Source organism: Cytophaga sp. FL35 (assembly GCF_014349235.1).
Classification (GTDB): Bacteria; Bacteroidota; Bacteroidia; order Flavobacteriales; family Flavobacteriaceae; genus Euzebyella.
In genome coordinates this window covers 1-25,227 of the sequence record NZ_JACSOH010000009.1, presented here as the reverse complement: position 1 = coordinate 25,227, position 25,227 = coordinate 1, and the positions used below count along the sequence as shown (strand labels likewise).

Below are 25,227 nucleotides of genomic sequence, written 5' to 3'. Positions count from 1 at the left end.
CTCTAAGCAACACACCTATTAGCGATTTAAGTATAACTTATATGACAAAATTTGAAGCATTGGGGCTAAATGATGCCCTATTGAATGCTATTAAGGATATGGGCTTTGAGAGCCCGTCCGAGGTACAAGAAAAAGCAATCCCTATTTTATTGGAAAACGAGTCCGATCTTGTGGCATTGGCCCAGACCGGAACAGGAAAAACTGCAGCATTTGGTTTCCCACTTATTCAAAAGCTGGATGCCAATAGCAGAACAACTCAAGGGCTTATTTTATCCCCTACCCGAGAATTGTGCTTGCAGATTACCACAGAAATGCAAGCATATTCCAAATATGTGAAGGGTTTAAGCACGGTTGCCATCTATGGCGGTGCCAGTATAACGGAACAGGCCAGACAAATTAAAAGAGGCGCCCAAATAGTGGTGGCCACTCCTGGTAGAATGAAGGATATGATTGGTCGTGGTTTGGTAGATATTTCCAAAATTGACTATTGTATTTTAGATGAGGCCGATGAAATGCTCAACATGGGCTTTTATGAAGACATCAAGGATATTTTATCCAATACTCCTCAAGATAAATCTACATGGTTGTTCAGTGCCACAATGCCCAAAGAGGTATCCGTTATTGCTAAAAAATTCATGCATAACCCAACCGAAATTACGGTTGGTACCAAAAATGCCGGTTCTACCAATGTTGACCACGAATATTATGTAGTAAGTGGAAGGGACAGGTACCCCGCACTTAAGCGTCTGGCAGATGCCAACCCCGATATTTTTTCGGTGGTATTCTGTAGAACTAAAAGAGACACTCAAAAGGTTGCCGAAAAATTAATAGAGGACGGGTATAATGCCGGGGCCCTGCACGGAGATTTAAGCCAAAACCAAAGAGATTTGGTCATGAATGCTTTCCGTAAAAAACAAATACAGATGTTGGTGGCAACGGATGTGGCCGCCCGTGGAATAGATGTAGATGACATTACGCATGTTATCAACTATCAATTACCAGATGAAATTGAAACCTACACCCACCGTAGCGGTAGAACAGGTAGGGCCGGTAAATCGGGTATTTCAATGGTAATTGTTACTAAGAGCGAGTTGCGCAAAATTCGTTCTATTGAGAAAATCGTACAGCAAAACTTTATCAGCAAAAAAATTCCAACAGGAATTGAAATTTGTGAAATTCAGTTGTACCATTTGGCCAACAAAATAAAGGAGACCAAAATCAACAAGGATGTAGAAAACTATCTACCAGCCATTAATGAGGTTTTGGAAGGTATTGATAGGGACGAATTAATCAAAAAAATCGTTTCCGTAGAATTTACGAGATTCTCCAATTACTACAATAAGACCAAAGACCTTAATAGTGCAGGTAACGAACAAGGTTCAGATAGAGGTGGGTCAAGTAATGGCTCTGTACGCTACTTTATTAATGTAGGTGAAAAGGACGGTTATGACTGGATGAGCTTAAAAGACTTTTTAAGGGATACACTCAACCTAGGAAAAGATGATGTATACAAGGTGGATACCAAAGATACCTTTTCATTCTTTAACACAGATGAGGTACACACTGAAGCCATTTTACAATTCTTTACGGATTTTAAATTGGAAGGAAGGTTCATTAATGTTGAGATTTCCAAAAATCCTGGTGGCGATGGCGGAAGAGGCCGAAAGGGCAAATCCAAAAGAAGAGGCAGGGATAGAGATCGCGGAGGTAACCGTGGCAGAAGAAATGACAGTAGTAGCTCTAAGAAAAGTTCGAGCTTCTCCGGTAAAAGGCGTAGCAAGAAAAACAGAAGTGACTTCTTTTAGTTAATCATATATTAAAAAATACGCTTTGGCGTATTTTTTCGTTTTGTTTAGTACTTTTAAATTTCCATTTATAAGTTAATGAGAGCACTTCTTACCCTTTTCCTGTTAATTTCTACTACCACATTATTTGCCCAAGATGATGAACCGGAACTACAGCCGTTGAAAGCCGTAGTTGTAAATGCCCAAACCGAAAAGGCCATGGAAAGCGTTCACGTGGTCAACCTTACCCAGGTCATTGGCACCATTACGGATCAAAATGGTGAGTTTACCGTTTCGGCAGCGGTAGATGATATTATTTACTTTTCGTTTTTAGGTTTCAAATCTCAGAAAATTAGGGTAACGAATGATATGTTCAAGTTTGAAAATACCCAGATTGCCCTAACAGAATTGGCATATGCACTAGAAGAAGTGATTGTAAAACCCTATCAACTTACCGGTTATTTGGAAATAGACGTAAAGAACTACCCCATAAACAACTCCTACCAATATAGTATTTCCGGTCTTTCCGTAAGTTACGAAGGAGGGAACAAAAATCCCAGTGCCGTAACCAAAGTGTTGGGTGCCATCCTCAACCCCGCAGACCTTCTTCGAAATCTGTTTGGAAAACAACCCAACCAGATGCGTAAACTTCGTAAAATGAAGGAAGACGATCAAATCAGGGATTTATTGGCATCCAAATTTGATCGTGAAACCTTGACGGAGCTACTACAAATCGAAAAAGTAGACATAGAGGACATTCTCAATAACTGCAATTATTCCAAATCATTTATCACTACGGCAAACGACCTTCAAATATTGGATGCTGTAAGTAGTTGCTACGAGGAATTTAAAGTCCTCAATCGCAAAAAATAATTCTTTGATTTCCTCTGGGCATTTTATAGCTTTAGACAAAATAGATGTCCATGAAGAACCTACTCGCTGTGTGCTTTCTTTTGTTATTCGCTTATTCTTGTGCCGAACAAAAAAAGGAACAAAGCAAAGAACCTACCATTGTAAGCGAGACCATAAAAGACAGCGTCATTACTAAACCATTTCTCTGGGAAGCTGCCAATATCTATTTCTTATTGACCGACCGCTTCAATAATGGAGATACTGATAATGACCTAAACTTTAATCGCACGGAACCTACAGGTCCTTTAAGAGGTTTTATGGGAGGCGATATTCAAGGCATAACCCAAAAGATTGAGGAGGGATATTTCTCCGATTTAGGTGTCAATGCCATTTGGTTCACTCCTGTAGTAGAGCAAATTCACGGTGCCACAGATGAGGGTACGGGTAATACCTTTGCATATCATGGTTATTGGACCAAGGATTGGACCGCTCTAGACCCCAATTTTGGCAGTAGGAAAGACCTACAAAAGTTAATTAAGACGGCACATGAAAACGGTATTCGCATTCTAATGGATGTAGTACTTAACCATACAGGTCCCGTTACTGAAATAGATCCAGTATGGCCAGAAGAATGGGTACGTACATCTCCTCCTTGTAATTTTAGCAATTATGAAGGTACTACGGCATGTACTTTGGTAGAGAACCTTCCGGATATTTATACGGATTCCGATACGGATGTTGAACTGCCAGATGCCTTATTGGCCAAATGGAAAGAGGAAGGCAGGCTTAGCCAAGAATTGGATGAACTTCAGCTTTTTTTTGAAAGAACCGGTTACCCTAGAGCTCCTAGGTTTTATATCATAAAATGGCTAACGGACTATGTCAACCAATTGGGAATTGATGGTTTTAGGGTGGACACCGTAAAACATGCCGATGAAAAAGCTTGGAGCGAACTTTATACAGAGGCCTCGAAGGCTTTTGAAAACTGGAAAAAAATGAACCCTGATAAGGTCTTGGACAATACCCCATTTTTTATGGTAGGAGAAGTTTATGGCTATGGAATCTCTAGCGGAATGGAATATAACTTTGGCGATAAAAAAGTGGATTATTTTAATCATGGTTTTAAAAGCCTTATCAATTTTGAACTCAAAACCGATGCTCAAAAGGATTACGAGACTATCTTTAATAAATACCATCAACTGTTACATACTAAACTAGAAAATCAAGGAGTGGTCAACTACCTAACTTCCCATGATGATGGAAATCCTTTTGACCGTGAAAGAACTGATTCTAAAAAAGCAGCCAATATTCTACTTCTAACACCGGGAGCATCTCAAATCTATTATGGTGATGAAACGGCAAGAAGTCTATCTATGAATGGTACAGATGAAAATCCCGTTATAGGTGATGCCAATCTACGTTCCTTTATGAATTGGGATGAATTGGATAGTCTCCCGGAAAAAAAGGAAATACTGTCACACTGGCAAAAATTAGGAAGTTTTAGAAATAACCATCTGGCCGTTGGGGCCGGAAGGCATAATAGACTATCCAAATCACCTTACATTTTTAGTAGATCATATGTAAAAGATGATTTTAAGGATAAGGTGGTTATAGGTTTGAATCTTCCCATAGGAAAAAAAGTACTGACCGTTAAAGGCTTCTTTGGTGATGGAACCCAACTTATAGATGCTTACACCAACACCCCGGTTAAAGTGGAAAATGGACAGGTTGTTTTAGAGAATGATTTTGATATTGCATTATTGGAATTGGCCCAATAAACAGACTACTGCAATTTAGATTTCAAATCACTTAATCCGGATTCAAAATCCTTACCCACCATTTTATCCATGCTCATAAATAGCATCATGATGCTCATAGGGAATTTGTTCTTGCCGGAAAAACCCCATGTGACCTTGGAGTTTGTGGCATCAACCTCATCAATTTGAAGATAAGCGTCGGACGTTGAAGCAAAAGGCTTTAGAAATCGCAGCTCAGATTCGATGCGTTGTTCAGGTACGATTTTAGTAATTTCTTGTTCTCCCTCGCCTACTTCTTTATTACCGTTCCAGTAGCTGACCGCACCAACTTCTCCGTCGGTGCCTGTAATTTTCTTTTCCATATTCGGGTCTTTTTTGGCCCAAGGAGACCAATCGTCCATATTTTTTAAAGACCTTAAATAAGTAAATACCTCGCTCCGAGGTTTTTCAATGACTACAGAACGGGAAACGTGATACGTCTTGGGAGCTATTAACGCCAATAATATTACCAGCGCTATAATACCTAATAGGATGTAAAGTGCTATATACATTTGTTTTTCAGTTGGTTGATGAATTAAAGATACTAAAAAATTAAATTTGAAATTTTAAAAATCACAACTCCCTTAGACCTTCTTTTTGAACCCTGCCCATGATACTATCAATACTCTTTATGGATTTCTTTGTCCAATCAATCCGCTTATCCAGAATTTCCTCTTCTGTTAGTTTCCAATCCAAATTGGTAGTTCTTAATTGGGCCGATAACTGATGTAGAATAATGGCTACAGCCACTGAAATGTTAAGACTTTCGGTAAAACCAAGCATCGGAATCTTCAAAAATCCATCACTCTTTTCGAGGACTTCATCAGTGAGTCCCTCTCTTTCCGTACCAAAGAAAAAAGCCGTTTTTTCCGTTATTTCAAAATCATTTAAATCGCAAGAATCATAATGAGGAGAAGTAGCTATAACCTTATACCCCCTAGTTTTTAAACTATCGATACATTCGGTCGTCGTTTTATACCTATGGACATCTACCCATTTTTGAGCACCCATGGCAATTTTCTTGTCCAGCCGTTTACCGAACCTATTTTCGATAACATGAGCCTCTTGAACCCCAAAAATATCACAACTACGAATAACGGCGCTGGTGTTATGTAATTGGTACACATCCTCCATGGCTACCGTAATCAATTTAGTGCGGTCTTGTAAAATATCAATGAAACGTTGCTTTCGTTCTTCCGAAATAAAACCCTCTAAAAATTCAAGAAGTTGTTTTTGGTCCATCCGCCTAAATTAATAAAAACTCTATTTTTATATCAATGAAGAAAAAAATTACCGTTTTAACAGGTGCGGGTGTAAGTGCGGAAAGCGGAATCAACACCTTTAGGGATTCCGGTGGATTATGGGAAGGACACGACGTGATGGAAGTGGCCTCACCCGAGGGTTTTTATGCTAATCCCGCCTTAGTATTGGATTTTTACAATCAAAGAAGAAGACAATTGCCGCAAGTACAGCCCAATAAAGCTCATTTGGCTTTGGTAGAACTGGAGTCAAAGTATGATGTAACCATCATTACCCAAAATGTAGACGACCTACACGAACGGGCCGGAAGCAGCCATATAGTACATTTACACGGTGAACTCTTAAAAGCACGTAGTACCGGAAATGAAAAGGATGTTCTACCTTGGAGCAAGGATTTAAATATAGGCGACCTCTGTTCCAGAGGGCATCAATTGAGACCTCACATTGTTTGGTTCGGGGAACAAGTACCCATGCTAGAAAAAGCTGTTGAAATCACCTCGGAATCAGATATTTTACTAATAATCGGTACTTCTATGCAGGTATACCCGGCTGCCGGATTGGTCAATTATGTAAACCCATCAACGCCTATCTATTTCATTGACCCTATGCCAGCCGTTTCAGAAAGGGATTTTAATGACCTGACCATTATCCCCAAAAAAGCGGCGCAAGGAGTTCAAGAATTGGTTCAAAAATTACTTTCAAGTACTTAATTAACAGAAAAAGTGACAAAAGAAGCTCTTTATGACAGCCTCAATTATGTGAACCACTCCCGTGAAAAGCGGTCGGAAATGGCGCAGCTTATCCTTAAAAATCCAGATCTGGTGCCACCTCTCCTACAAATCGCGTTTGAAGTTGATGATCCTATTTCCAACAGAGCGTGCTGGGTTATGGAATTTACGGCCAAAGAGCATTTGGAGTATTTGCTTCCACATATAAACAAGTTTATTGAAAATATTCACAGGGTTCATCAAGATTCTTCCGTGCGGCCCATCGCCAAAATCTGTGAATTTCTTACTCTTGCCTATTTTTCAAAAACCTCCAATCCGGTTCAACAAACGCTCAACACTTCCCATTTAGAAAAAATATCGTCCACTTGCTTTGATTGGTTGATAGGCGACCACAAGGTGGCGGCTCAGGCCTATTCCATGACCTGTTTACTACTTTTGGGACAAAAGTTCGATTGGATTCATCCTGAACTAAAAATGGTTTTAGAGCAGAATTATCCCTCAGGAAGTGCTGCTTATAAGGCACGGGCCAGACATACCTTGGCTAAATTGAAATAACCCTAAGATTACCTCTTTTAGCGATATTTCATTCGCAAAAAATATCATAAACGATTATGATATGGTATCTTTGCCGTTTTAATTTCCAACCAGAAAGTTACGTTATGTCGCTTACTTCCTTAAACGCCATTTCGCCCATAGACGGGCGCTATAGAAATAAAGCCGAAGCATTGTCCAATTTCTTTTCAGAAGAAGCCCTCATAAAATACAGGGTACTTGTTGAAGTAGAATATTTTATTGCACTATGCGAAGAACCCCTACCTCAACTGAAGTCTTTTGACAAATCTAAATACGTAGCCTTAAGGGAGTTGTATCAAAATTTTGATATCCAAGATGCACAGGATATCAAGGATATTGAAAAAGTGACCAACCATGACGTGAAAGCTGTTGAATATTTTATTAAAAAGGCTTTTGACAAATTAGGTTTGGCAGAATATAAAGAGTTCATCCATTTTGGATTGACCTCTCAAGATATCAACAATACCGCCATTCCACTTTCTATAAAGGAAGCGATGAACGAAGTCTATGTTCCTGGCTATTTGGAGCTCGTTGACAAATTAAAGGAATTGGCAAAAGAGTGGGCTTCAGTGCCTATGTTGGCCAGAACCCATGGTCAGCCCGCCTCTCCAACCCGTTTGGGCAAAGAAGTAGATGTTTTTGTAGAAAGATTAAAAGAGCAGTTCAACTTATTGAACGACATTCCAAGTGCGGCCAAGTTTGGAGGTGCTACCGGAAATTACAATGCGCATAAAGTGGCATATCCCAATATAGACTGGAAAGCCTTTGGTAAAAAGTTCGTGCAGGAAAAATTGGGTCTACACCACTCCTTCCCTACCACGCAAATTGAGCATTATGACCATATGGCGGCTCTTTTTGACGGACTAAAAAGAATCAATACCATTATTCTTGATTTGGACAGGGATTTCTGGACGTACGTTTCCATGGATTACTTCAAACAAAAAATCAAAAAAGGTGAAGTAGGGTCTTCTGCCATGCCTCATAAGGTAAACCCAATCGACTTTGAAAATTCCGAAGGAAACTTAGGCATTGCCAATGCTCTCTTTGAACATCTTGCGGCAAAGCTACCTGTTTCAAGATTGCAGCGAGACCTTACGGATAGCACCGTTTTGAGAAACGTTGGAGTTCCTTTTGCACATACCATCATTGCTTTTCAGGCAACTCTTAAAGGTTTGAACAAGTTATTGCTTAACCAAGCCAAATTTGAACAGGACCTGGAGAGCAACTGGGCGGTGGTTGCAGAGGCAATACAGACCATCTTACGAAGGGAGGCATACCCAAATCCTTATGAAGCCCTTAAGGGATTGACTCGAACAAACGAGGCTATCAACCAACAATCCATTGCTAATTTTATTGAGACCTTGGAGGTTTCAGAAGCCATTAAAAGCGAATTAAAAGCCATTACACCTAGCAATTATACGGGTATTTAAGTCAAGCTTTAATTGGTTTGAACTAAGCCCCCATTACCGTAATCGGTAATTTTACTCCATTAATTTTCAGCACATTGTTGTTGAAAATCATCAGTTTAATCAACTTTAAACCAGATATATGGAGGAGAAATTTTCAGTACAAGATTCAATAGGAAAATTATGGGGTAAGTTAGACGGGTGGCTAGATGCCATCATCTTAAAACTGCCAAACATAGCCATGGCCATCGTGGTTATGATAATTTTCTATTTTATTGCAAGAGGGCTTAGAAAGCTATTTAGGAATATTTTGCTAAAGAGAATTAGTCAGGTTTCCATTCAAGAAATCATTAGCAAAACCGTGTTTGTGACAGTGCTGTTGATTGGTTTCTTTATAGCTTTAGGAGTGTTGGAACTTGATAAAGTACTTACGAGTATCTTGGCGGGTGCTGGAGTTATTGGTTTGGCCGTTGGTCTAGCCTTACAGGGAACTTTAAGCAATACTTTTGGCGGACTTCTTCTTTCTTTTATGCCCAATATAAAAATCAATGACTTCATTCAAAATGGGGATGCTTCAGGTCGTGTAGAAGAAATAAGCCTAAGGAATATTGTCATAAGAACCCCAGAAAACAACACAGTGGTCATTCCCAATTCCAATTTTGTTGATGGGGCTTTTACTAATTACTCCCTAACGGAGAGGGGAAAAGTGTTTGTACATTGTGGTGTAGGCTATGAGAGCGATTTGCAAATGGTAGAAGATTTGACTGTGCGTGTCATCAAGGAAAATTTTCAACAAAATGGAGATGAAAATGTAGAGTTTTTCTTTACGGAGTTTGGTGACAGCTCCATTAATTTTATGGTTCGGTTTTGGGCGGATGTTAAAACAAAAGCTCAAGAACATGCAGCCAGACACAAGGCAGTCAAGCTTATCAAATCACACTTTGACGCAGAAGATATCAATATTCCGTTCCCAATAAGAACATTGGATTTTGGAAAAAACAATTTAACCATGCGTACCATCCAGAATCAAGATACCGCATCGGTCAACTAAAATAACCTAACATTGGATTATTGTTGAATCAATAAAAAAAGCTTCCCACTTCGGGAAGCTTTTTAATTATACGCTCAATTGAAGCTATCCTTTCTTTTGAATTTCCACCTGATGCGGATATGGAATCTCTATTCCAGCATTATCCAAGGCCAGTTTGCATCCCTCAATCGTACCAAAATATACATCCCAATAATCCTCAGGCTTACAAAAGGGTCTTACGGCAAAATTTACGGAACTATCTCCCAATTCCGATACATTAACGGATGGAGCGGGGTCTTTTAATACTTTTGGATTAGAAGTCAACACTTCAAGAAGAACCTCTTTTGTTTTCTTAATGTCCTCATCATATCCAACACCAACTACGGTGTCTACCCGCATTTTACCCTCTGTGGTATAATTAACAATATTTCCATTGGCCATGGCTCCGTTTGGCACAATAGCCAATTTATTCTGTGGCGTTATCAGTTTGGTTGTAAATATCTCTATTTCCTTTACTGAACCCAAAACCCCTTGCGCTTCAATTAAATCGCCAATTCTGTAGGGCTTAAAAATCATAATCAATACGCCTCCCGCAAAATTTGCCAGAGAGCCCTGCAATGCTAGACCTACTGCCAAACCAGCAGCTCCGATGATAGCTGCGAAAGTGGTAACGTTGACTCCCAAAGTAGAAATTACAATAATCACCAGCAAGGCTTTTAATGCCCAAGCGAGCATATTTACCAAAAATCGCTGTAAAGATTCATCATAGGTTCCCTTGGCCATCATTTTCCGTACGCCCTTGAGCATGTTTTTAATGACCCATGCCCCAATAATGTAAATAAGAATAGCCCCCAAAACCTTGGGTCCATATTCTACAACAAATTCAACTCCTTTTTCAAACCAAACTTCTGCTTGTTCCATAGTTAATACAATTTAAATGTTAGTGTGTGCTACTAAGTTAAAAAAATCATTGAATGAGGTAAAGTAATTAAATTGTTAAGTTCTTAATTGGTGGTAAACGATTACGGCAGAGCAAAAAAAATCCAGTCAAAAGACTGGATTCTGTTTTCCTGATTACGGATTGCTATTCCTTTAAGAAGGAACCTAATTGTTCCAAACCATCTCGTTTTAAATCAGATTTTTGTAAAAGTTGTACGAAACTCATCATTTTGGCCGGGTTCATATCATCGCCTAAAACTCGTACCAGCAAAAAGCCTTTCTCTTCATTGTCGCCATATATAACAACTTCATCTATAGCGTCTTCTTCTCCAAGGTATTTAATAGAAGCTTTTCCATAGGCTGTGTTAATTTTCATGAGCTCGGTAAATTTGTCCCCTTTTAAAACGGCCCTTACTTTGGTTTTTTCCAACTGAAATTCGGCTTCATTGGAATCATCCTTTTTAAAGGCCAGAACGTTAAGCTTCCTAACTGCGTCCAAACTTTTCTTTTCCTCAGCCGATATGTTGGCCTCATCTAAATTTAGTAGACTGGCCGGTAAATCGATAGAAAGAAAATTGGGGTTTTCAGAATTTTCCACAATATATTCCTGCAAACTTTGAGTAGAAGAACAGGCAGCCAATAATAAAATGGCTAAAAGACCTGTAATTATATTTTTCAATTTCATATTTCATTTTTTAATGGACAAATACTAACCGGAAAACCTACCTCCCCGCCTCGTTCAATTCTTCGGGTAAATCCATTTGGTTGGTAAGTGCGGCAATTTTGTTCAAATCAATATCCCCTGTTAATGAAACCAGCACACTTTCAAATTTTCGGTTACCTATTTCTATGTGTTCATTATTAATATCCGAAACAAATAGTAGCAATTCCCGCACATGGTCTTCATCCCTACCCTCTTTTATATAAAACTTTACATTGGCCTCCTTATCCTTGATTCGCATCAATTCTTCCATGGAAGAGGATTTTAGGTACCTCTTGACGGTTTTTTGCATATCCTTGGAGATATCAAAATCCTCCGTTACAAAAACTTTTATACCAGTTATACCTTTGGTTATTGCGGCAAAATCCTGTGCTTCTTGGTTGTCCTTATCCAAGGAAGCCATACTGCCGGCCAACTTAATGAGACCCTTGTTTACGGTTACCGAGGTAACATTATCCATATCTTCATACTTATCAAAGATGGACTGTGAAATGCCTAACAAAGGTAAAAGTGCAATTGTAATTACTAAACTAAGTTTTTTCATGACTGTTAATTTTTATGATTGATGAATATTAATTTTAATATCGGTTGATGAAACCAGTTATGTTTAATTTTTACCTGCGTCATTCAATTCTTCCGGCAGGTTCATTTTTTTTGTCAAGGAGCCAATTTTATTTAAATCAATATCTCCTGTTAGAGAAAGTAAGACCGTTTCAAATTTTCTTCCGTTCATTTCTACATTGATATTATCAATACCGGAAACCAGCATTAACAATTCACTTACATGATCCTCATCCTTACCTTCACGTATGTAAAACTTTACATTGGCATCTTTATCCTTCACCCTCATAAGCTCTTCCAACTTGGCACTATTAAGGTATTTATTAACGGATGATTTCATATCTGCCCCAATTTTAGGGTCCTCTGTAATAAACACCTTTAAGTTGTTAAGACTCTTGGCAATGTCCATAAATTCCCGCGCTTCGGGATCATCCACATCCACATCAATCTTGCTTAAAAGGTTGAACATGCTTCTATTGACCACCACGGCACTAACTTTATCCAAATCCTCATATTTATCGAACAAAGATTGGGATTGCGCCCAAAGGGGAGCTAGTACCGTTACCATAACAAACAATATCTTTTTCATGCTTCTATTATAATTTAATTTTTATTGTAAATTTTTTCTTTTGCTTCAACAAACTCGTTCAAGTAAGCCACCTTTTCTGTTCCTCTACTAAAGTTTTCCGCCAACATGTCCAAGGCTTTTTTAGTTTCCTTATAAGCATATTGCGCTTTTTCCTTTTCTAACTGCTTTTGGTCATAGTACCCTTTTCCAAAGAATAGACCAATCATTATAAGTACAGAGGCCGCAACGGACAACCAAGGAAACCATTTTTTTGAATTCAGCTTAGTATCTTCTTGCAAAGGCAATCCTTTGGTGAACTTTTCCTGCTTGGTTTTTTTAAAGTACGCAAACATGGGCCGGTATTCTGCTAGGTGGGCAGGGATATCATCCTGCGAGAAAAAAGCCTTTAATTCTGCCTCCTCGGGCAGTGAAGTACTACCTTCAAGATATTTGCTCAACAACTTTTCTATCCTATCCAATTCCATAGTTATGTTTTTCCATTAATTTTTCCCTTACCGCTTTTCTTGCTCTGGAGAGAGTCACTCTCACCGCAGTGGGTTTCATTTCTAACATTTCACATATTTCGTCAAAATCATATTCTTCAACATCTCTCAATTGTAATACCATTTTTTGTTGTTCGGGCAAATCTTCCATAATCCTTTGTACCCAGGTCACACTGTCATTGGCTTCTACCTGTTTCTGCAAAGAGGCGCCTTCTTCCCTATAATTGCTATGAACCAATTTTAAATTTCCCGCTTGTTTGGATTTTAATCGGTCCAGGCAAAAATTCTTGGTCATCGTCATTGCAAAGGCTTCCACATTATTATAGCTGCCTATTTTTTTACTTTTGGACCAAAGTTTCATTAATATCTCCTGAGTAGCATCTTCAGCTTCTTCCCTAGATACCAATAAGCGCTTGGCCAAACGATAGAGCTTATCCTGAAAGGGTGTCACAATTTTTAAAAAATCTGACTGTTGCATTTTTTTGATTGGTTGTTTTTGTAGCCCTTATTAGGCGTCTACAAAAGGAAGACGAACCACCTTCTTTTTTGTTACAACTAAATATTAATTTTCTCTTAATGTAAGGGAATTTATCAAACCCGACTTATTTCATTTACGTATCTTTAACAACAATAAACATTACATACACCCCAAAATATAGATACTTTCCTTTTTTTGGAACAATAATTGATTTTGTTCCCAATAACTTCAATAAAAAGCTATGAATAAATTCCTTCCCCTCCTTTCTCTTGGTCTAGCCTTAACTGTATACAGTTGCTCCAGTGATGACAATATCATTCCGGATAATGTCATAGATGAACCCGTAGAGCAGCCTGTTAGTGCAACCGCGGACGACTATCCTGCGCAGAATTTCATGTGGCAGGCTATGAATATTTTTTATTTCTGGCAACAAGATGTAGCAAATTTGAGCGACTCAAAATTTACCGGTCCTACAGATCCTGCCTATATAGATTTCCTGGCGTCCGAATCCAACCCCTCTGCCTTCTTTTTTAATGATTTGTGCAACAACCATGTGGATGCAGTTGGAGACACAAATGCAGTTGACCGTTTTAGCGCCGTAGTAGAAAATTACCAAGATTTACTCAATTCTCTTCAAGGCATCTCTAGGAGCAACGGATTGGAATTTAATCTTTACTTAAATGAAAATGGCTTTAATGTATACGGAGTAGTCACTTATATCATGCCTGATTCCAATGCATCTGAACAAGATATTTCAAGAGGAGAATTGTTTAACGGAGTAGATGGGCAAGATTTGACTGTAAATAATTATGTGGATCTTTTATTTGGGGAAAACGCTAGTTATACCCTTAACATGGCAGATATTGTAGACCAAAGTATAGTAGGCAACAATAAAACGGTTAGCCTTACCAAAATTGAAAATTTTTCAGAAAATCCCATCTTGGTGAATAAGATCATTGAACAAAACGGTATTAAAATCGGTTATTTAATGTACAACAGGTTTTTAGCCGCCTATGATGATGACTTAAACGACGTATTCGGAACTTTTAAATCTGAAAACATAGATGAGTTAATTTTAGATTTCCGTTACAATCCAGGGGGGCGTGTCTCTTCCGCAATTCAAATTGCCAGTTCCGTTTATGGAACCAACACGGACGAAGTTTTTATCAGACCCCGATTTAATGATAAACTTCAGGCACAATTTGGAATTCCTGACAATTTTACGGATGTGACATTTGATTCCGAAACTCCCTTAAATACCTTGGAGCTGTCTAGAGTTTATGTGATTACTACAGATAATAGTGCCTCTGCAAGTGAACTCGTTATCAACGGTTTGGAACCTTACGTAGATGTAGTACAAGTTGGCACCACAACCACCGGAAAAAATGAGTTTTCAAATACTTTTGTAGACGATCCGGAAAATTCCTTTTTATACGACCCAGACCGTATTGACCAAATTAACCCGAACAATAGCTGGGCAATTCAACCTTTATTGGGAAGAAATGAAAATGCCGATGGTTTTTCAGATTATACCACTGGGTTGGTTCCCGACCATATTTTAGGTGAGGATATTGAAAATTTAGGTGTGTTGGGAGATGAGAACGAACCTCTTTTACAGCTTACTTTATCGGTTATTTCTGGAAGTACAGCAAAGTTTAGCCCAACGCAGCCATTTCCTGCGGATTTATTGACTCATTCCAAAATGTTCGAGCCAGGAAAGAACAATATGTTTATGGACGGGTTATTAAAGCCACTTTAACTAAATCATTGAAAATAATACAGTTGCTTTTACGTTGAAGCTTATGGAGGGCAACCTACTTTTTTTAAATCTTACCTAAAAACTATTATTGATGAAGAAGTTCGTCTGGGGACTGGCAATTCCCCTGCTATTATTTGTTTCCTGTGTAAAGGACGATGATTTTACCATTCCGGATACCGTAGATCCAGACCCTAGTGCAGGGGTTCATGTCCAGGATTTTATGTGGAAGGCCATGAACTTCTGGTATTTTTGGCAGGCAGACGTAGAAAATTTATCCGACACCAAATTTCCCAACAATTCGGAGGGTTCAGAGGCGTATACCAACTTTTTGGCCGCCCATCCAGAACCAGGTAGTTTTTTTGACAATCAGCTTTTATTTACGGAAGATCGTTTCAGTTTTTATTCAAACGATTATGTCACCCTCACGCAATCTTTGTCCGGTATAACCAAAAGTAACGGACTTATGTTTGGCTTGGTACGTATTGCAGATTCCAATAATATCTTCGGTTATGTGGAATATGTAGTACCCAATTCTGACGCCTCAACAAAAGATATCAAACGCGGAGACCTTTTTAATGGCGTAAATGGAACAGTTTTGACTGACACCAATTACCCTTCCTTGTTATTTTCGGATAGCGACACCTACACTCTTAATATGGCGACAATTGAAAATGGTGAAATTGCTTCTACGGACGAAGAGATTGCCTTAACCAAAGAAGTTGGTTTACAAGAAAACCCTATATATTTAAACGAAGTCATTGAAATCAATGGGATTAAAGTGGGCTATCTTATCTATAATGGCTTTACTGATGAATATGATGAACAGTTAAATGATTCTTTTGGTAGATTTAAGAACGATGGTATCACGGAACTGATCCTTGACTTACGCTATAATTCTGGAGGATCGGTAAATACAGCTATACTACTTTCAAGTATGATTTACGGCACCAATACGGACGAAGTATTTCTAAAGGCCAGGTATAATGACAAATACCAAAAAGTTCTGGAAGATAGTGGCACGGATCTGAGACGTTATTTTGCCAAAGAAACTAAAAAGGGTTCCGCGGTTAATACTCTTAATTTAAATAAAGTGTATATTCTCACCACTTCTAGTTCTGCATCTGCCAGTGAACTGGTCATAAACGGTCTAACACCTTATGTTGATGTTGTTCAAATAGGGGAAACCACTCGTGGTAAAAATGAATTTTCTACTACTTTAGTAGATGACAGGGACAATAACTATCTGTACAGTCCTGAAAGAACTGGTAAGATCAAATCCAATAATAGATGGGCCATACAACCCCTATTGGGTAGAAATGAAAATGCCGATGGGTTTTCAGATTTTACTAACGGTCTGGCTCCTGATATAGCGTTGGACGAAGATATTAGAAACCTTGGTATTCTAGGTGACGTAAATGAACCATTACTTGCCAGAGCTCTGAACGAAATCACTGGCAGTACAGCCAAAATGAGTTTTGAAGTGCAGTTTCCAGCTAAAAAAATTACCGATTCCAAAATGTTTACGCCACTTAAGGATAATATGTATATTCTAGACCCACCAGTGGTTTGGTAACACCTTATAAAGGCCCCGATTTGGGGCCTTTTTTATACCTCAAAAAATGGTTGAAATCTTGTTTGTAATCTAGAGGGAACAGTTAAGTAATCTGGATGGAACAATCCCGCCAGCAATTCTATACCGTCCACTAGAGTTCCCGCGGACGATTGGGTAAAAAGTTCAAAATCAGCAATATAAACCCTCTTGTTTTTCACCGCTTTTAAGGAAGTCCACCCATCTTTAGTAAATAAATGTGACATTTCCTTTAAGGTACGTTGGGTATCAAACCCACAGGGGGCCACAATCATAATTTCCGGGTCATACTGCCTAATCCTATCCCATGAAATGGCGATACTGTTTCCAGACGGATGAGAGAGCATATCTACTCCTCCTGCGAATGCAATTTGATGGGGAATCCAGTGTCCGCAATTATAAATGGGGTCCAACCATTCCAAGAGAGCAACGGATTTGGGCAAGTCCCTATGCTCCCTCAATCCATCCACCACAGCGTCTATTCGATATTGTAACCCCGCTAGATATTGGTACGCCTTTTCCTCAGCTCCCAAGGCTTTGGCAATGGTGAGGGCATTTTCAAAAACATCGGACAAACCCGCCGGACTAATAGAAATAAGTTCAGGTTGCTTGGGCAAATGTGCCACAGCAGCCATGGTACAATCCATGTCAATCTGGCAAATATCACAAACATCTTGAGTGAAAATAATATCGGGAGCTATTTCTTCTAATAGCTTTTCATCCACATAATAAAGTTCTTTCCCTTCTCTTTTACTCTCAGTGAAAAAAGTATCTATTTGTTGGCTTGAATACGATTTTCCTTCCAAAATACACCTAACAACGGGCTTCTTTTCGCGTAAAGCGATAGTAGGGCATTCAAAAGTAACACCTATCAAATAGTCCTGAAGCCCCATATCGTACATCATCTGTGTAACTGCAGGGAGAAAGGAACAAACTTTGAGCCGTGCCATTAATTAAAATAAACTCCTTTAGGAACAACTCCTACGATAAGGGTATTGATTAATTCCTTTGACTCTAGATCGTAAATCAGCAGATCTCCCTGGCTCGCATAGTCTTTGGCATCCGTGCCATATAATTTTCCCTCTTTTACGGTCAAGGAATAAAAAGAAGCATTTTCTAGATAAGGTGCTGATGGCAATTCGGTGGCATCTATATTGAATTCATATACGCCGCCATCCAATCCAAAATAAAGCTTGTCTCCGTCAATATTTAATCCTCCGGGATGTTGTTCGGTATTAAAATCAAAGGTTTGGTTAATCTCATTGGCCGTCACGTCTATTTGCACCAAAGACCCGTTGGTTTCCTCCGCTGCATATGAAGGTGCACCGCTACAAAGCACCCATAAACTACCGGAAGCATCCCATTGCATGGTATTAGGCAAATCTCCCACCTCAATGGTTTTTAAAACCGTATCACTTGATGGGTCAATTACGGAAACCTTATTATTTTGGCCCCAAGCACCTTGATGTGCCACATACACATATTCCTCATTGGAAGAAATAGTCTCAGGACCTAATTCCACTGGCAAGGTCTCAACGACCGAGTTCGTTTCCAAATCAACAATGGCCACAAAGTCATCTTGCTCATCGGCAGTATCGCCCCAATTGGTCACATACCCTTTTCCATTAGCTATCGCCATATATCTTGGATTGAACAAATCGGAATCAATTACAGCAACTCTTTCAAAAGTGTACCTATTCACCACCTGTATCTTGTGGGAATTGTTTACCACAATATAAGCAATGGAATCGTTAAAGGTCATGGACTGCACTATATTGCCTAAATCTTCCCCATTTACTTCCTCAAAAATTGCTTGTTTGGTCTCCGATAAATCCTCCGAAATAAAAGTTACCGTACCGGAACCGTTTTGGAACGGTCCTTCATTAACCACCAACAAACCATCTTCATATGGGTCAGATGTTTCCTCTTCAATAGGTGTGGGATTAATTTCAGGTGCATCATCTTCAGAACAACTCACAAAAAATAAGGTTGACAACATTACCAACACCGCTAGTTTAGTAATTTTCATATAGGATTTATTTAAAAGTTTAGATTTAAGTTTAATTGTATATTTCTACCGGGCATAGGCCTAAAGGCCACGTTTTGGTAATTTTTGTTCCAGATATTGTTAAGTTGAACTTTAGAAGTTAAGGCAAGGTTTCGCGTTAATTGAATTTTTTTAGAAACGCCTACGTTTGAGACGGCATAGCCTGGCAACTCTTCAGAATTATCGGAAGTGGTAAAAACTTCCCCATTATAGAATACTTGATAAAAGCATTGCCAAGTACTATAAGCATAGCTCAGGTTGCCAGTTGCCTTATGCCTTGGCACGTACATTAAATCCTTGGATATTTCATCGTTTTTCGCTCTGGTATAAAAATAACCCCCGTGCCAAACCAGCTCATGCTCACCCCAATTTTCTTTGTACTTTAATGAAGCTTCCAGTCCGTAGTTGGTGGCCTCACTAATATTCATAGGCATCCAAACTCCAGTATCGTTCGGCCGCCATTGAATCATGTCTTCCGAAGAAATATAAAAGGCAGCCCAATTAAAATTCCATTTGATAAATTGTATGCCATACCCTAATTCTAATTGATAGGAAGACTCGGGTAGTATATTAGGATTTCCACTAGAGCCAGCCCCAGTTATCCAATAAATTTCGTTGAAAGTGGGTACCCTATAATTTTTTGATGCATTCAAGTGAATGGTATGGTGTTCATTTGGATGATATTCCGCATTCAGGGCATATACAAACGGACTGTCATAATCACTTACAAACTCCCTTCTCAAGCTAAGGTCATAGCTGATGTTTTCAGCAAGCTGATGTTTGAAAAGCAAGGTGCCGGCAACGGTATTTCTCGTGGCTTGCATCACTGAAGAACCATCCCCCGTGGTACGATTAATATCGACAATGGCATCAATGATTATTCTATCAAAGGAAATTTTATAGTCGTAGTTTCCTAAGAACGTATTGGTCTGCCCAAAGCTAAAGTCGGGCCGTTCCTTATTGGCAAAATACTTGTACTGTTCATACAAGTATCCAAATTTCACACGGTGAATGCGATTGTTCTTAAAATGGTTCCATTCCAGAAGATTTCTTGTGTTGTAGTCTTTGTATTTGGACATGGAAGGCGCAGTCAATGTTCCCGAAAAATTACGGTCACCTAAAAAACTTTGGTGGTAGAACTTTAATAGTTGCTTTTCGGAAAGCTTATACCCCGCATTCATGTTTAAATTGAGGGTTTCAAAATCCCCGTTTTCATTTTGAAGGTCCGTTCCCAAATAATCATAATCATTTTCGGAAGCTCTATAGTTTAATCCAAAACCAAAGGCGAATTTGTCCGAACCCTTAGAAGTTCTATAATCAAGGCCGCGGGTATCAAAACTGCCATAAGAAAGCTCAAGTTCATTCTCAAATTCCGAATTGAATAGAATTTCGTCTTGAAGATGGATACTGCCTCCAATGGCACCACTGCCAAATTGTACGCTTCCCCCGCCCTTTCTGACTTGTACGTTACCATAATTTATGGGAACAATGGTATTAAAATCTACCTGACCCGTCAATTGCGAATTGATGTTGATGCCGTTCCAGATTACAGCAGTTTGAGAGGCGTTGGTTCCCCTAAAAGAAGGAGAAGAGACCATTCTCAGCCCATTTTCCTTTAAATAAATTCCTGAGTTGAATTGAAGTAAATCGGTCAATGAACGACCATTTCGTTTTAAAACGGAGTCCTTTAAAACTTCCACCTGACTGTTCGAAAAATGCAATAGGCGTACATCGGTCAAAATGACTTCATCAAGTACGGTCACACTATCTTTTTGCGAAAAAGCCTCGAATGAAAAAAGTAGCGCAAAGGCTAGTAAAAAATTGAAATTTCTCATACCAACAAAGACCTTTTACCCGAAAGTCTCAATTTTTAGCGTTTGGAATTTTGGCAGGTATCCTGACTTGCTCCATGTTACTTTACCTTCCCATCCTATACAGACAGTGGCTTTAAGAAAGTAACATCCCTTTGGACACCAGAAAGAAATCTGGAGAGAGTTTACAGTTGCGGGAACAGCTCCGGATTCTCACCGGATTCCCTTTTAATGCCGCTTTTCCAAAGTAGAAAATCAGCAACCGAAATTCCCGGCGAAAATAAACATTTTGTTTAATCTTTCATTGCAAAGATTAAATAATACTACTTTTGACCCTAAATTGTCATGCCTTGAAAAATCTAATTGTCCTTGGATGCTGCCTATTCTTTCTTGCCTGTAAAACGGAAAAGAAAAATGAAGCCTTACCCATTTCGGTAACGGCAACACCTTCTATAGATTACGCCACAGGCTTTGACATTCAAGCTTCGGGAGATGCAACCATCATCACCGTTTTATCACCATGGCCCAACGCCCAAGAGGCTTATAAATACGCCTTAATTCCTAAAGAAAAATTAGCGGTCATTACGCTTAACAAAGATGATTATGACGCTATCATACCGGTACCTGTAAAAAGTGTGGTGGTGACGTCTACAACGCACATACCTTCCTTGGAAAGTTTGGGAGTTCTTGATAAATTGACAGGCTTCCCAACTACTGATTTTATTTCTTCAAATGAAGCTCGAAAACGAGTTGAAAATAAGCAAATTAAAGAATTAGGAAACAATGAAGCCATCAACACTGAAATGGTGATTGAACTACAACCCGATGTACTTATAGGTTTTGGTATCAACGACCAAAACAAAGCTTATAACATCATTCAAAAAGCAAATATTCCGGTAGTATACAATGGCGAATGGACAGAAAAATCACCTTTGGGAAAAGCGGAATGGATCAAGTTTTTTGCCCCTTTTTTCGGGATGGAAAAAAAAGCGGATTCCCTTTTTAAACAAATAGAAACAGACTACTTAAAAGTTAAAGAACTTGTACAAGCCTCCGCCAAGAAGCCCTCAGTTTTAACTGGCGGACTCTACAAAGATGTTTGGCACGTTGCAGGCGGCGACAGTTGGATGGCCCAGTTCATCAAAGATGCCGGAGGCCAATATATATGGGAAGACAATGCGGAGTCTGGCGGTTTGTCCTTAAGTATCGAATCCGTTTTGGCAAAGGGGCAACATGCCGATTTCTGGCTGAATCCCTCTATGCTTACATCCTACAAAGAGGTACAATCTTCCAATACACACTACACCCAATTTGATGCCTTTACGAATAAAAAGATTTTCGCCAACACCCTTGACAAAGGCGAAACAGGTGGTTTACTATTTTATGAATTAGCTCCCAACCGCCCGGATTTGGTATTGAGAGACCTCATTCATATTTTTCATCCGGACCTTTTACCCAATCACGAATTATATTTCTTTAAACCCTTGAATTAATTGAGTTTTCAAAGAACATATGGACTTTCTTTTCTGGTTCTCACCTTGTTTTTGATTGGCTGTTTCTTTCTTAATGTAAGCTTGGGGTCGGTGCACATCCCCTTAAAAGCCACTTTTAGCTCATTTTTTGGCGGGACCATTTTCAATCCCTCATGGGAGTATATTGTACTGAATTACCGCTTACCAAAAGCCCTAACAGCCATTATTTCTGGGGCAGCGCTTTCCCTGAGTGGACTCTTGATGCAAACACTTTTTAGAAATCCGCTAGCGGGACCTTTTGTATTAGGAATAAGCTCCGGAGCCAGCTTGGGAGCGGCACTCTTGATTATGGGCGGTTCATTTTTGGGTGGATTTTTCTCGACAGGACTCATGACCGATGTTTCCTTGGCAATAGCAGCTAGTTTGGGGAGTTTTATGGTGCTTTTAGCTGTGGTGGCGGTGGCCAATAAAGTGAAAGACACCATGACCTTGCTGATTATTGGATTGATGTTCGGAAGCATTACCGGGGCTATCGTTAGCGTTTTATCCTATTTTACACAGGCCGAAAAATTACAACAGTTTGTTTATTGGTCCTTCGGGTCTGTGGGCAACCTTTCTTGGAACCAAGTGGGGCTGTTATTCGTTATTTTCTTAATTGGAACGGTTTTAGGTATTCTGTGCATTAAACCCCTCAACACCTTTCTGTTAGGGGAAAACTATGCCCAAAGTCTGGGCATTCCACTCAAAAAATCACGCTTCCTCATCATTTTAGCAACAGGCTTGCTCGCCGGAAGCGTCACGGCATTGGCCGGCCCAATTGCCTTCGTAGGATTGGCGGTTCCGCATTTGGCCAGACAGCTATTTAAAACCACCGACCATAAGATCCTGTTACCTGCAGTACTACTTTGTGGAGCTATTTTAATGCTACTTTGCGACACGGTGGCGCAACTTCCCAATTCAGAAAATGTACTTCCCATCAATGCCATAACCAGCATTTTAGGTGCCCCGGTGGTGATATGGTTGCTTTTGAGAAAACGCAAAATGGTATTTTAATGGTTGATTCAAATAAAACACATATCAATCTATGTATCAAAAATTTATCTATTGGATACAAAGATAAATCCATAGTCGAAAATATTACGTTTTCTGGGAACGAAAAAGACCTAATAGCCATCATTGGTGTCAATGGGGTGGGCAAATCTACCCTACTTAAAACCTTGGCTCAAATGCTTCCCAAACTTTCGGGAGAAATAGGGGGGCAGCAAAAGGAACTGGAGCACTATACTCCCATAGAGCTGGCATCTCTTATTAGTGTAGTACTTACGGAAGGGCTGGCGTCCAAAGACCTTTCTGTAATGGAATTGATTGCTTTAGGAAGACAGCCCTACACCAATTGGTTAGGAAGCTTGAAGCAAGAGGACAAAAAAATGGTTCAAGGAGCCATTCAAGATTTGGATTTGGTGGAAATTCAGCATAAAAAATGCTATGAGCTTAGCGACGGACAACTACAACGAGTACTCATTGCCAGGGCCTTGGCGCAGGATACGAAAATTATCCTATTGGACGAGCCAACCTCCCATTTAGACCTTTACCACAAGGTTCAAATTCTAAAATTGCTGAAAACCATCGCAAAAAATAGGAACAAGACCATTGTCTACACCACCCACGAAATAGAAATGGCTATTCAACTATGTGATAAAATTCTGTTGCTGAACAAGAAAGAGAATCCTTTTGGGGAGCCCTGTGAATTAATAGAACAAGGCGTTTTTGAAAGTTTGTTCCCCAAAGACACAGTCAAATTTGATGCGACCAGCGGAACCTTTAAAATAAAAAAGTAAGTCGCAAGCCTATTACCTTTTTTCGACCAAACTTGTATCTTTACCCATAACTACTTTAAGAGAAAATGAACGAATACCTTATTTATTTATTGGTGGGACTTGCCTGTCTAGCAATTGGCTATTTTTTAGGTAATTACATTCAGCAATTGAAAACAAAATCCAACCAAAGCGCTCTAGAAGAACGCGAACAGCAATTGCATGCCAATTTATCCTCTATGGAACAACGGCTTCGTGATGCGGAGGAGCATAAAATACACCTACAGGATGAAAAATCGCAATTGAGCAACCAAATCATTCGCTATCAGGCAGACCTCGAAAACCTACAGGCAAAAAACAACGAACAAAAAGAGGAAGTAGAAAAACTTCAAGAAAAGTTCACCAAGGAATTCGAGAACCTTGCCAATAAAATTTTAGAAGAAAAAAGCCTAAAGTTTACGGAGCGTAATGAAAAGAATATCAAAGATATACTTACGCCACTTAATGAAAAAATTCAACTCTTTGAAAAAAAGGTAGAAGAGAGTCAAAAGGAAAATATCAGCATACATTCGGCTTTAAAAGAGCAGTTATTGAACCTACAGACCCAAAACTTAAAAATTACCCAAGAAGCAGAAAATCTCACCAAGGCCTTAAAAGGAGATAGTAAGATGCAAGGAAATTGGGGCGAATTGGTACTGGAGCGCGTTCTGGAGAAATCAGGTTTGGAAAAAGACCGTGAATATTCCGTACAACAGAGCTTTACAAGAGAAGATGGTTCACGAGTACTTCCCGATGTGATCATCAATCTTCCAGACGGCAAAAAAATGATTGTGGACTCCAAAGTATCCCTTACGGATTATGAGCGTTTTGTGAATGCGGAAGATGAGTTAAGGGAAAAGTACCTAAAGGACCATATCAACTCATTACGAAAGCACGTAGACCAACTGTCCGCTAAAAAGTATGAGGACCTATACGAAATGGAGAGTCCGGATTTTGTATTGATGTTCGTACCCATAGAACCGGCTTTCGCTATTGCCATTAACAATGACAACACCCTTTACAACAAGGCTTTTGAAAAGAATATTGTCATTGTGACCCCCTCTACCCTATTGGCTACTTTGCGTACCATTGACAGTATGTGGAACAATGAAAAACAACAGCGTAATGCTATTGAAATTGCCCGACAAGCAGGAGCGCTTTACGATAAATTTGAAGGATTTGTTACCGATTTGACCAAGGTGGGTAAAAAAATGGACGAGGCCAAATCCGAATACAAAGGCGCTATGAACAAACTCTTTGAGGGACGGGGTAATATTATCATCAGCATAGAAAAGTTGAAAAAAATGGGCGCAAAAGCGAAAAAAACACTTCCTGAGCCTATTATGAAAAGAGCCAAAGCGGACGATTTTGAAGATTTGGAAACCGATACCTCTAATAGCGGCAGACTCAACCTTTAACAAGTATTCCCATGAAAAAATCATTATTTATAACCCTGGGCATCATAGTGGCGGTTTTTGCCCTTATCTACGCCTTTATC

General features: G+C 39.3%; 24 protein-coding genes and 1 riboswitch. Of the genes, 13 read left to right on the top strand and 11 right to left on the bottom strand.

Going from position 1 to position 25,227, the window contains the following annotated elements:
• The first annotated feature begins 41 nt into the window (after positions 1-41).
• From BIZ36_RS09155 to BIZ36_RS09145, 3 genes are all read left to right on the top strand, one after another.
• Positions 42-1,805, top strand: a complete 1,764-nt coding sequence (locus BIZ36_RS09155; protein ID WP_187457596.1) for a DEAD/DEAH box helicase — start codon at positions 42-44, stop codon at positions 1,803-1,805.
• A gap of 78 nt (positions 1,806-1,883) precedes the next feature.
• Positions 1,884-2,657, top strand: coding sequence for a carboxypeptidase-like regulatory domain-containing protein (locus BIZ36_RS09150; protein WP_187457595.1), 774 nt, complete (start codon positions 1,884-1,886; stop codon positions 2,655-2,657).
• A 50-nt stretch (positions 2,658-2,707) separates the two neighbouring features.
• Positions 2,708-4,414 (top strand): alpha-amylase family glycosyl hydrolase, encoded by a 1,707-nt coding sequence (locus BIZ36_RS09145; protein ID WP_187457594.1) that lies wholly within the window; start codon positions 2,708-2,710, stop codon positions 4,412-4,414.
• A 5-nt stretch (positions 4,415-4,419) separates the two neighbouring features.
• Here BIZ36_RS09145 and BIZ36_RS09140 read toward each other — a convergent pair whose 3' ends face one another.
• Both BIZ36_RS09140 and BIZ36_RS09135 read right to left on the bottom strand, forming a co-directional pair.
• Positions 4,420-4,944, bottom strand: a complete 525-nt coding sequence (locus tag BIZ36_RS09140; protein WP_187457593.1) for an SRPBCC family protein — start codon at positions 4,942-4,944, stop codon at positions 4,420-4,422.
• Between the two features lie 61 nt (positions 4,945-5,005).
• Positions 5,006-5,674 carry a TrmH family RNA methyltransferase gene (locus BIZ36_RS09135; protein WP_187457592.1) on the bottom strand — a complete coding sequence of 223 codons (669 nt, stop codon included), beginning with the start codon at positions 5,672-5,674 and terminating at the stop codon, positions 5,006-5,008.
• Positions 5,675-5,709: 35 nt separating this feature from the next.
• Between BIZ36_RS09135 and BIZ36_RS09130 the strand changes: the two genes are divergently transcribed.
• The 4 genes from BIZ36_RS09130 (at position 5,710) to BIZ36_RS09115 (ending at position 9,450) form a co-directional block, all read left to right on the top strand.
• A complete protein-coding gene (locus BIZ36_RS09130; RefSeq protein WP_187457591.1) occupies positions 5,710-6,402 on the top strand; it encodes an SIR2 family NAD-dependent protein deacylase in 693 nt (230 codons plus the stop codon).
• A 12-nt stretch (positions 6,403-6,414) separates the two neighbouring features.
• Positions 6,415-6,975 (top strand): HEAT-like fold family protein, encoded by a 561-nt coding sequence (locus tag BIZ36_RS09125; RefSeq protein ID WP_187457590.1) that lies wholly within the window; start codon positions 6,415-6,417, stop codon positions 6,973-6,975.
• 104 nt (positions 6,976-7,079) lie between these two features.
• A complete protein-coding gene (gene purB / locus BIZ36_RS09120) occupies positions 7,080-8,423 on the top strand; it encodes an adenylosuccinate lyase (RefSeq protein ID WP_187457589.1) in 1,344 nt (447 codons plus the stop codon).
• Between the two features lie 118 nt (positions 8,424-8,541).
• The gene (locus BIZ36_RS09115; protein ID WP_187457588.1) at positions 8,542-9,450 is read left to right on the top strand and encodes a mechanosensitive ion channel family protein; all 909 of its coding nucleotides are present in this window, start codon (positions 8,542-8,544) and stop codon (positions 9,448-9,450) included.
• An 84-nt stretch (positions 9,451-9,534) separates the two neighbouring features.
• Here the strand turns inward: BIZ36_RS09115 and BIZ36_RS09110 are convergent, their stop codons facing one another.
• The 6 genes from BIZ36_RS09110 to BIZ36_RS09085 all read right to left on the bottom strand — a co-directional run bounded on the left by BIZ36_RS09110 (position 9,535) and on the right by BIZ36_RS09085 (position 13,199).
• Complete coding sequence (locus tag BIZ36_RS09110) at positions 9,535-10,350, bottom strand: mechanosensitive ion channel family protein (RefSeq protein WP_187457587.1); 816 nt, start codon at positions 10,348-10,350, stop codon at positions 9,535-9,537.
• A 163-nt stretch (positions 10,351-10,513) separates the two neighbouring features.
• Positions 10,514-11,053, bottom strand: coding sequence for a GFO_1091 family lipoprotein (locus tag BIZ36_RS09105; protein ID WP_187457586.1), 540 nt, complete (start codon positions 11,051-11,053; stop codon positions 10,514-10,516).
• A 37-nt stretch (positions 11,054-11,090) separates the two neighbouring features.
• Positions 11,091-11,633, bottom strand: coding sequence for a GFO_1090 family protein (locus tag BIZ36_RS09100; protein ID WP_187457585.1), 543 nt, complete (start codon positions 11,631-11,633; stop codon positions 11,091-11,093).
• 63 nt (positions 11,634-11,696) lie between these two features.
• On the bottom strand, positions 11,697-12,239 hold the full coding sequence (locus BIZ36_RS09095) for a GFO_1090 family protein (RefSeq protein ID WP_187457584.1): 543 nt from the start codon (positions 12,237-12,239) through the stop codon (positions 11,697-11,699).
• A 14-nt stretch (positions 12,240-12,253) separates the two neighbouring features.
• Positions 12,254-12,703, bottom strand: a complete 450-nt coding sequence (locus BIZ36_RS09090) for a PG0215 family putative anti-sigma factor (RefSeq protein ID WP_187457583.1) — start codon at positions 12,701-12,703, stop codon at positions 12,254-12,256.
• Positions 12,690-13,199 (bottom strand): GFO_1088 family ECF-type sigma factor, encoded by a 510-nt coding sequence (locus BIZ36_RS09085; RefSeq protein ID WP_187457582.1) that lies wholly within the window; start codon positions 13,197-13,199, stop codon positions 12,690-12,692. Before BIZ36_RS09085 ends, BIZ36_RS09090 begins: the two co-directional genes overlap by 14 nt.
• Positions 13,200-13,440: 241 nt before the next feature.
• Between BIZ36_RS09085 and BIZ36_RS09080 the strand changes: the two genes are divergently transcribed.
• Together BIZ36_RS09080 and BIZ36_RS09075 are read left to right on the top strand one after the other, a co-directional pair.
• Positions 13,441-14,958: a GFO_1087 family putative carboxy terminal peptidase gene (locus BIZ36_RS09080; RefSeq protein WP_187457581.1), complete on the top strand. Its 1,518-nt coding sequence runs from the start codon at positions 13,441-13,443 to the stop codon at positions 14,956-14,958.
• 91 nt (positions 14,959-15,049) lie between these two features.
• Positions 15,050-16,531: a GFO_1087 family putative carboxy terminal peptidase gene (locus BIZ36_RS09075; protein ID WP_187457580.1), complete on the top strand. Its 1,482-nt coding sequence runs from the start codon at positions 15,050-15,052 to the stop codon at positions 16,529-16,531.
• A gap of 32 nt (positions 16,532-16,563) precedes the next feature.
• Here the strand turns inward: BIZ36_RS09075 and BIZ36_RS09070 are convergent, their stop codons facing one another.
• The 3 genes from BIZ36_RS09070 to BIZ36_RS09060 are packed head-to-tail and all read right to left on the bottom strand — an operon-like array spanning position 16,564 to position 20,428.
• Positions 16,564-17,496 carry an ABC transporter substrate-binding protein gene (locus BIZ36_RS09070; RefSeq protein ID WP_187457579.1) on the bottom strand — a complete coding sequence of 311 codons (933 nt, stop codon included), beginning with the start codon at positions 17,494-17,496 and terminating at the stop codon, positions 16,564-16,566.
• Complete coding sequence (locus BIZ36_RS09065) at positions 17,496-18,575, bottom strand: YncE family protein (protein ID WP_187457578.1); 1,080 nt, start codon at positions 18,573-18,575, stop codon at positions 17,496-17,498. Before BIZ36_RS09065 ends, BIZ36_RS09070 begins: the two co-directional genes overlap by 1 nt.
• An 11-nt stretch (positions 18,576-18,586) precedes the next feature.
• Positions 18,587-20,428, bottom strand: coding sequence for a TonB-dependent receptor plug domain-containing protein (locus tag BIZ36_RS09060; RefSeq protein ID WP_187457577.1), 1,842 nt, complete (start codon positions 20,426-20,428; stop codon positions 18,587-18,589).
• 35 nt (positions 20,429-20,463) lie between these two features.
• A riboswitch (cobalamin riboswitch) is annotated at positions 20,464-20,686 on the bottom strand.
• Between the two features lie 68 nt (positions 20,687-20,754).
• Here BIZ36_RS09060 and BIZ36_RS09055 point away from each other — a divergent pair.
• The 4 genes from BIZ36_RS09055 (at position 20,755) to BIZ36_RS09040 (ending at position 25,147) form a co-directional block, all read left to right on the top strand.
• On the top strand, positions 20,755-21,897 hold the full coding sequence (locus BIZ36_RS09055; RefSeq protein ID WP_187457576.1) for an ABC transporter substrate-binding protein: 1,143 nt from the start codon (positions 20,755-20,757) through the stop codon (positions 21,895-21,897).
• Complete coding sequence (locus tag BIZ36_RS09050) at positions 21,898-22,929, top strand: FecCD family ABC transporter permease (RefSeq protein WP_187457575.1); 1,032 nt, start codon at positions 21,898-21,900, stop codon at positions 22,927-22,929.
• Positions 22,929-23,714: an ABC transporter ATP-binding protein gene (locus BIZ36_RS09045; RefSeq protein ID WP_187457574.1), complete on the top strand. Its 786-nt coding sequence runs from the start codon at positions 22,929-22,931 to the stop codon at positions 23,712-23,714. Before BIZ36_RS09050 ends, BIZ36_RS09045 begins: the two co-directional genes overlap by 1 nt.
• A gap of 65 nt (positions 23,715-23,779) precedes the next feature.
• Complete coding sequence (locus BIZ36_RS09040) at positions 23,780-25,147, top strand: DNA recombination protein RmuC (RefSeq protein ID WP_187457573.1); 1,368 nt, start codon at positions 23,780-23,782, stop codon at positions 25,145-25,147.
• Positions 25,148-25,227: the final 80 nt, after the last annotated feature.

Excerpts from the sequence above, each read along its gene's own strand:
- BIZ36_RS09155 (WP_187457596.1), top strand. The coding sequence starts at position 42 with ATGACAAAATTTGAAGCATTGGGGCTAAATGATGCCCTATTGAATGCT.
- BIZ36_RS09150 (WP_187457595.1), top strand. The coding sequence starts at position 1,884 with ATGAGAGCACTTCTTACCCTTTTCCTGTTAATTTCTACTACCACATTA.
- BIZ36_RS09145 (WP_187457594.1), top strand. The coding sequence starts at position 2,708 with ATGAAGAACCTACTCGCTGTGTGCTTTCTTTTGTTATTCGCTTATTCT.
- BIZ36_RS09140 (WP_187457593.1), bottom strand. The coding sequence starts at position 4,944 with ATGTATATAGCACTTTACATCCTATTAGGTATTATAGCGCTGGTAATA.
- BIZ36_RS09135 (WP_187457592.1), bottom strand. The coding sequence starts at position 5,674 with ATGGACCAAAAACAACTTCTTGAATTTTTAGAGGGTTTTATTTCGGAA.
- BIZ36_RS09130 (WP_187457591.1), top strand. The coding sequence starts at position 5,710 with ATGAAGAAAAAAATTACCGTTTTAACAGGTGCGGGTGTAAGTGCGGAA.
- purB (WP_187457589.1), top strand. The coding sequence starts at position 7,080 with ATGTCGCTTACTTCCTTAAACGCCATTTCGCCCATAGACGGGCGCTAT.
- BIZ36_RS09115 (WP_187457588.1), top strand. The coding sequence starts at position 8,542 with ATGGAGGAGAAATTTTCAGTACAAGATTCAATAGGAAAATTATGGGGT.
- BIZ36_RS09110 (WP_187457587.1), bottom strand. The coding sequence starts at position 10,350 with ATGGAACAAGCAGAAGTTTGGTTTGAAAAAGGAGTTGAATTTGTTGTA.
- BIZ36_RS09105 (WP_187457586.1), bottom strand. The coding sequence starts at position 11,053 with ATGAAATTGAAAAATATAATTACAGGTCTTTTAGCCATTTTATTATTG.
- BIZ36_RS09100 (WP_187457585.1), bottom strand. The coding sequence starts at position 11,633 with ATGAAAAAACTTAGTTTAGTAATTACAATTGCACTTTTACCTTTGTTA.
- BIZ36_RS09095 (WP_187457584.1), bottom strand. The coding sequence starts at position 12,239 with ATGAAAAAGATATTGTTTGTTATGGTAACGGTACTAGCTCCCCTTTGG.
- BIZ36_RS09090 (WP_187457583.1), bottom strand. The coding sequence starts at position 12,703 with ATGGAATTGGATAGGATAGAAAAGTTGTTGAGCAAATATCTTGAAGGT.
- BIZ36_RS09085 (WP_187457582.1), bottom strand. The coding sequence starts at position 13,199 with ATGCAACAGTCAGATTTTTTAAAAATTGTGACACCCTTTCAGGATAAG.
- BIZ36_RS09080 (WP_187457581.1), top strand. The coding sequence starts at position 13,441 with ATGAATAAATTCCTTCCCCTCCTTTCTCTTGGTCTAGCCTTAACTGTA.
- BIZ36_RS09075 (WP_187457580.1), top strand. The coding sequence starts at position 15,050 with ATGAAGAAGTTCGTCTGGGGACTGGCAATTCCCCTGCTATTATTTGTT.
- BIZ36_RS09070 (WP_187457579.1), bottom strand. The coding sequence starts at position 17,496 with ATGGCACGGCTCAAAGTTTGTTCCTTTCTCCCTGCAGTTACACAGATG.
- BIZ36_RS09065 (WP_187457578.1), bottom strand. The coding sequence starts at position 18,575 with ATGAAAATTACTAAACTAGCGGTGTTGGTAATGTTGTCAACCTTATTT.
- BIZ36_RS09060 (WP_187457577.1), bottom strand. The coding sequence starts at position 20,428 with ATGAGAAATTTCAATTTTTTACTAGCCTTTGCGCTACTTTTTTCATTC.
- BIZ36_RS09045 (WP_187457574.1), top strand. The coding sequence starts at position 22,929 with ATGGTTGATTCAAATAAAACACATATCAATCTATGTATCAAAAATTTA.
- BIZ36_RS09040 (WP_187457573.1), top strand. The coding sequence starts at position 23,780 with ATGAACGAATACCTTATTTATTTATTGGTGGGACTTGCCTGTCTAGCA.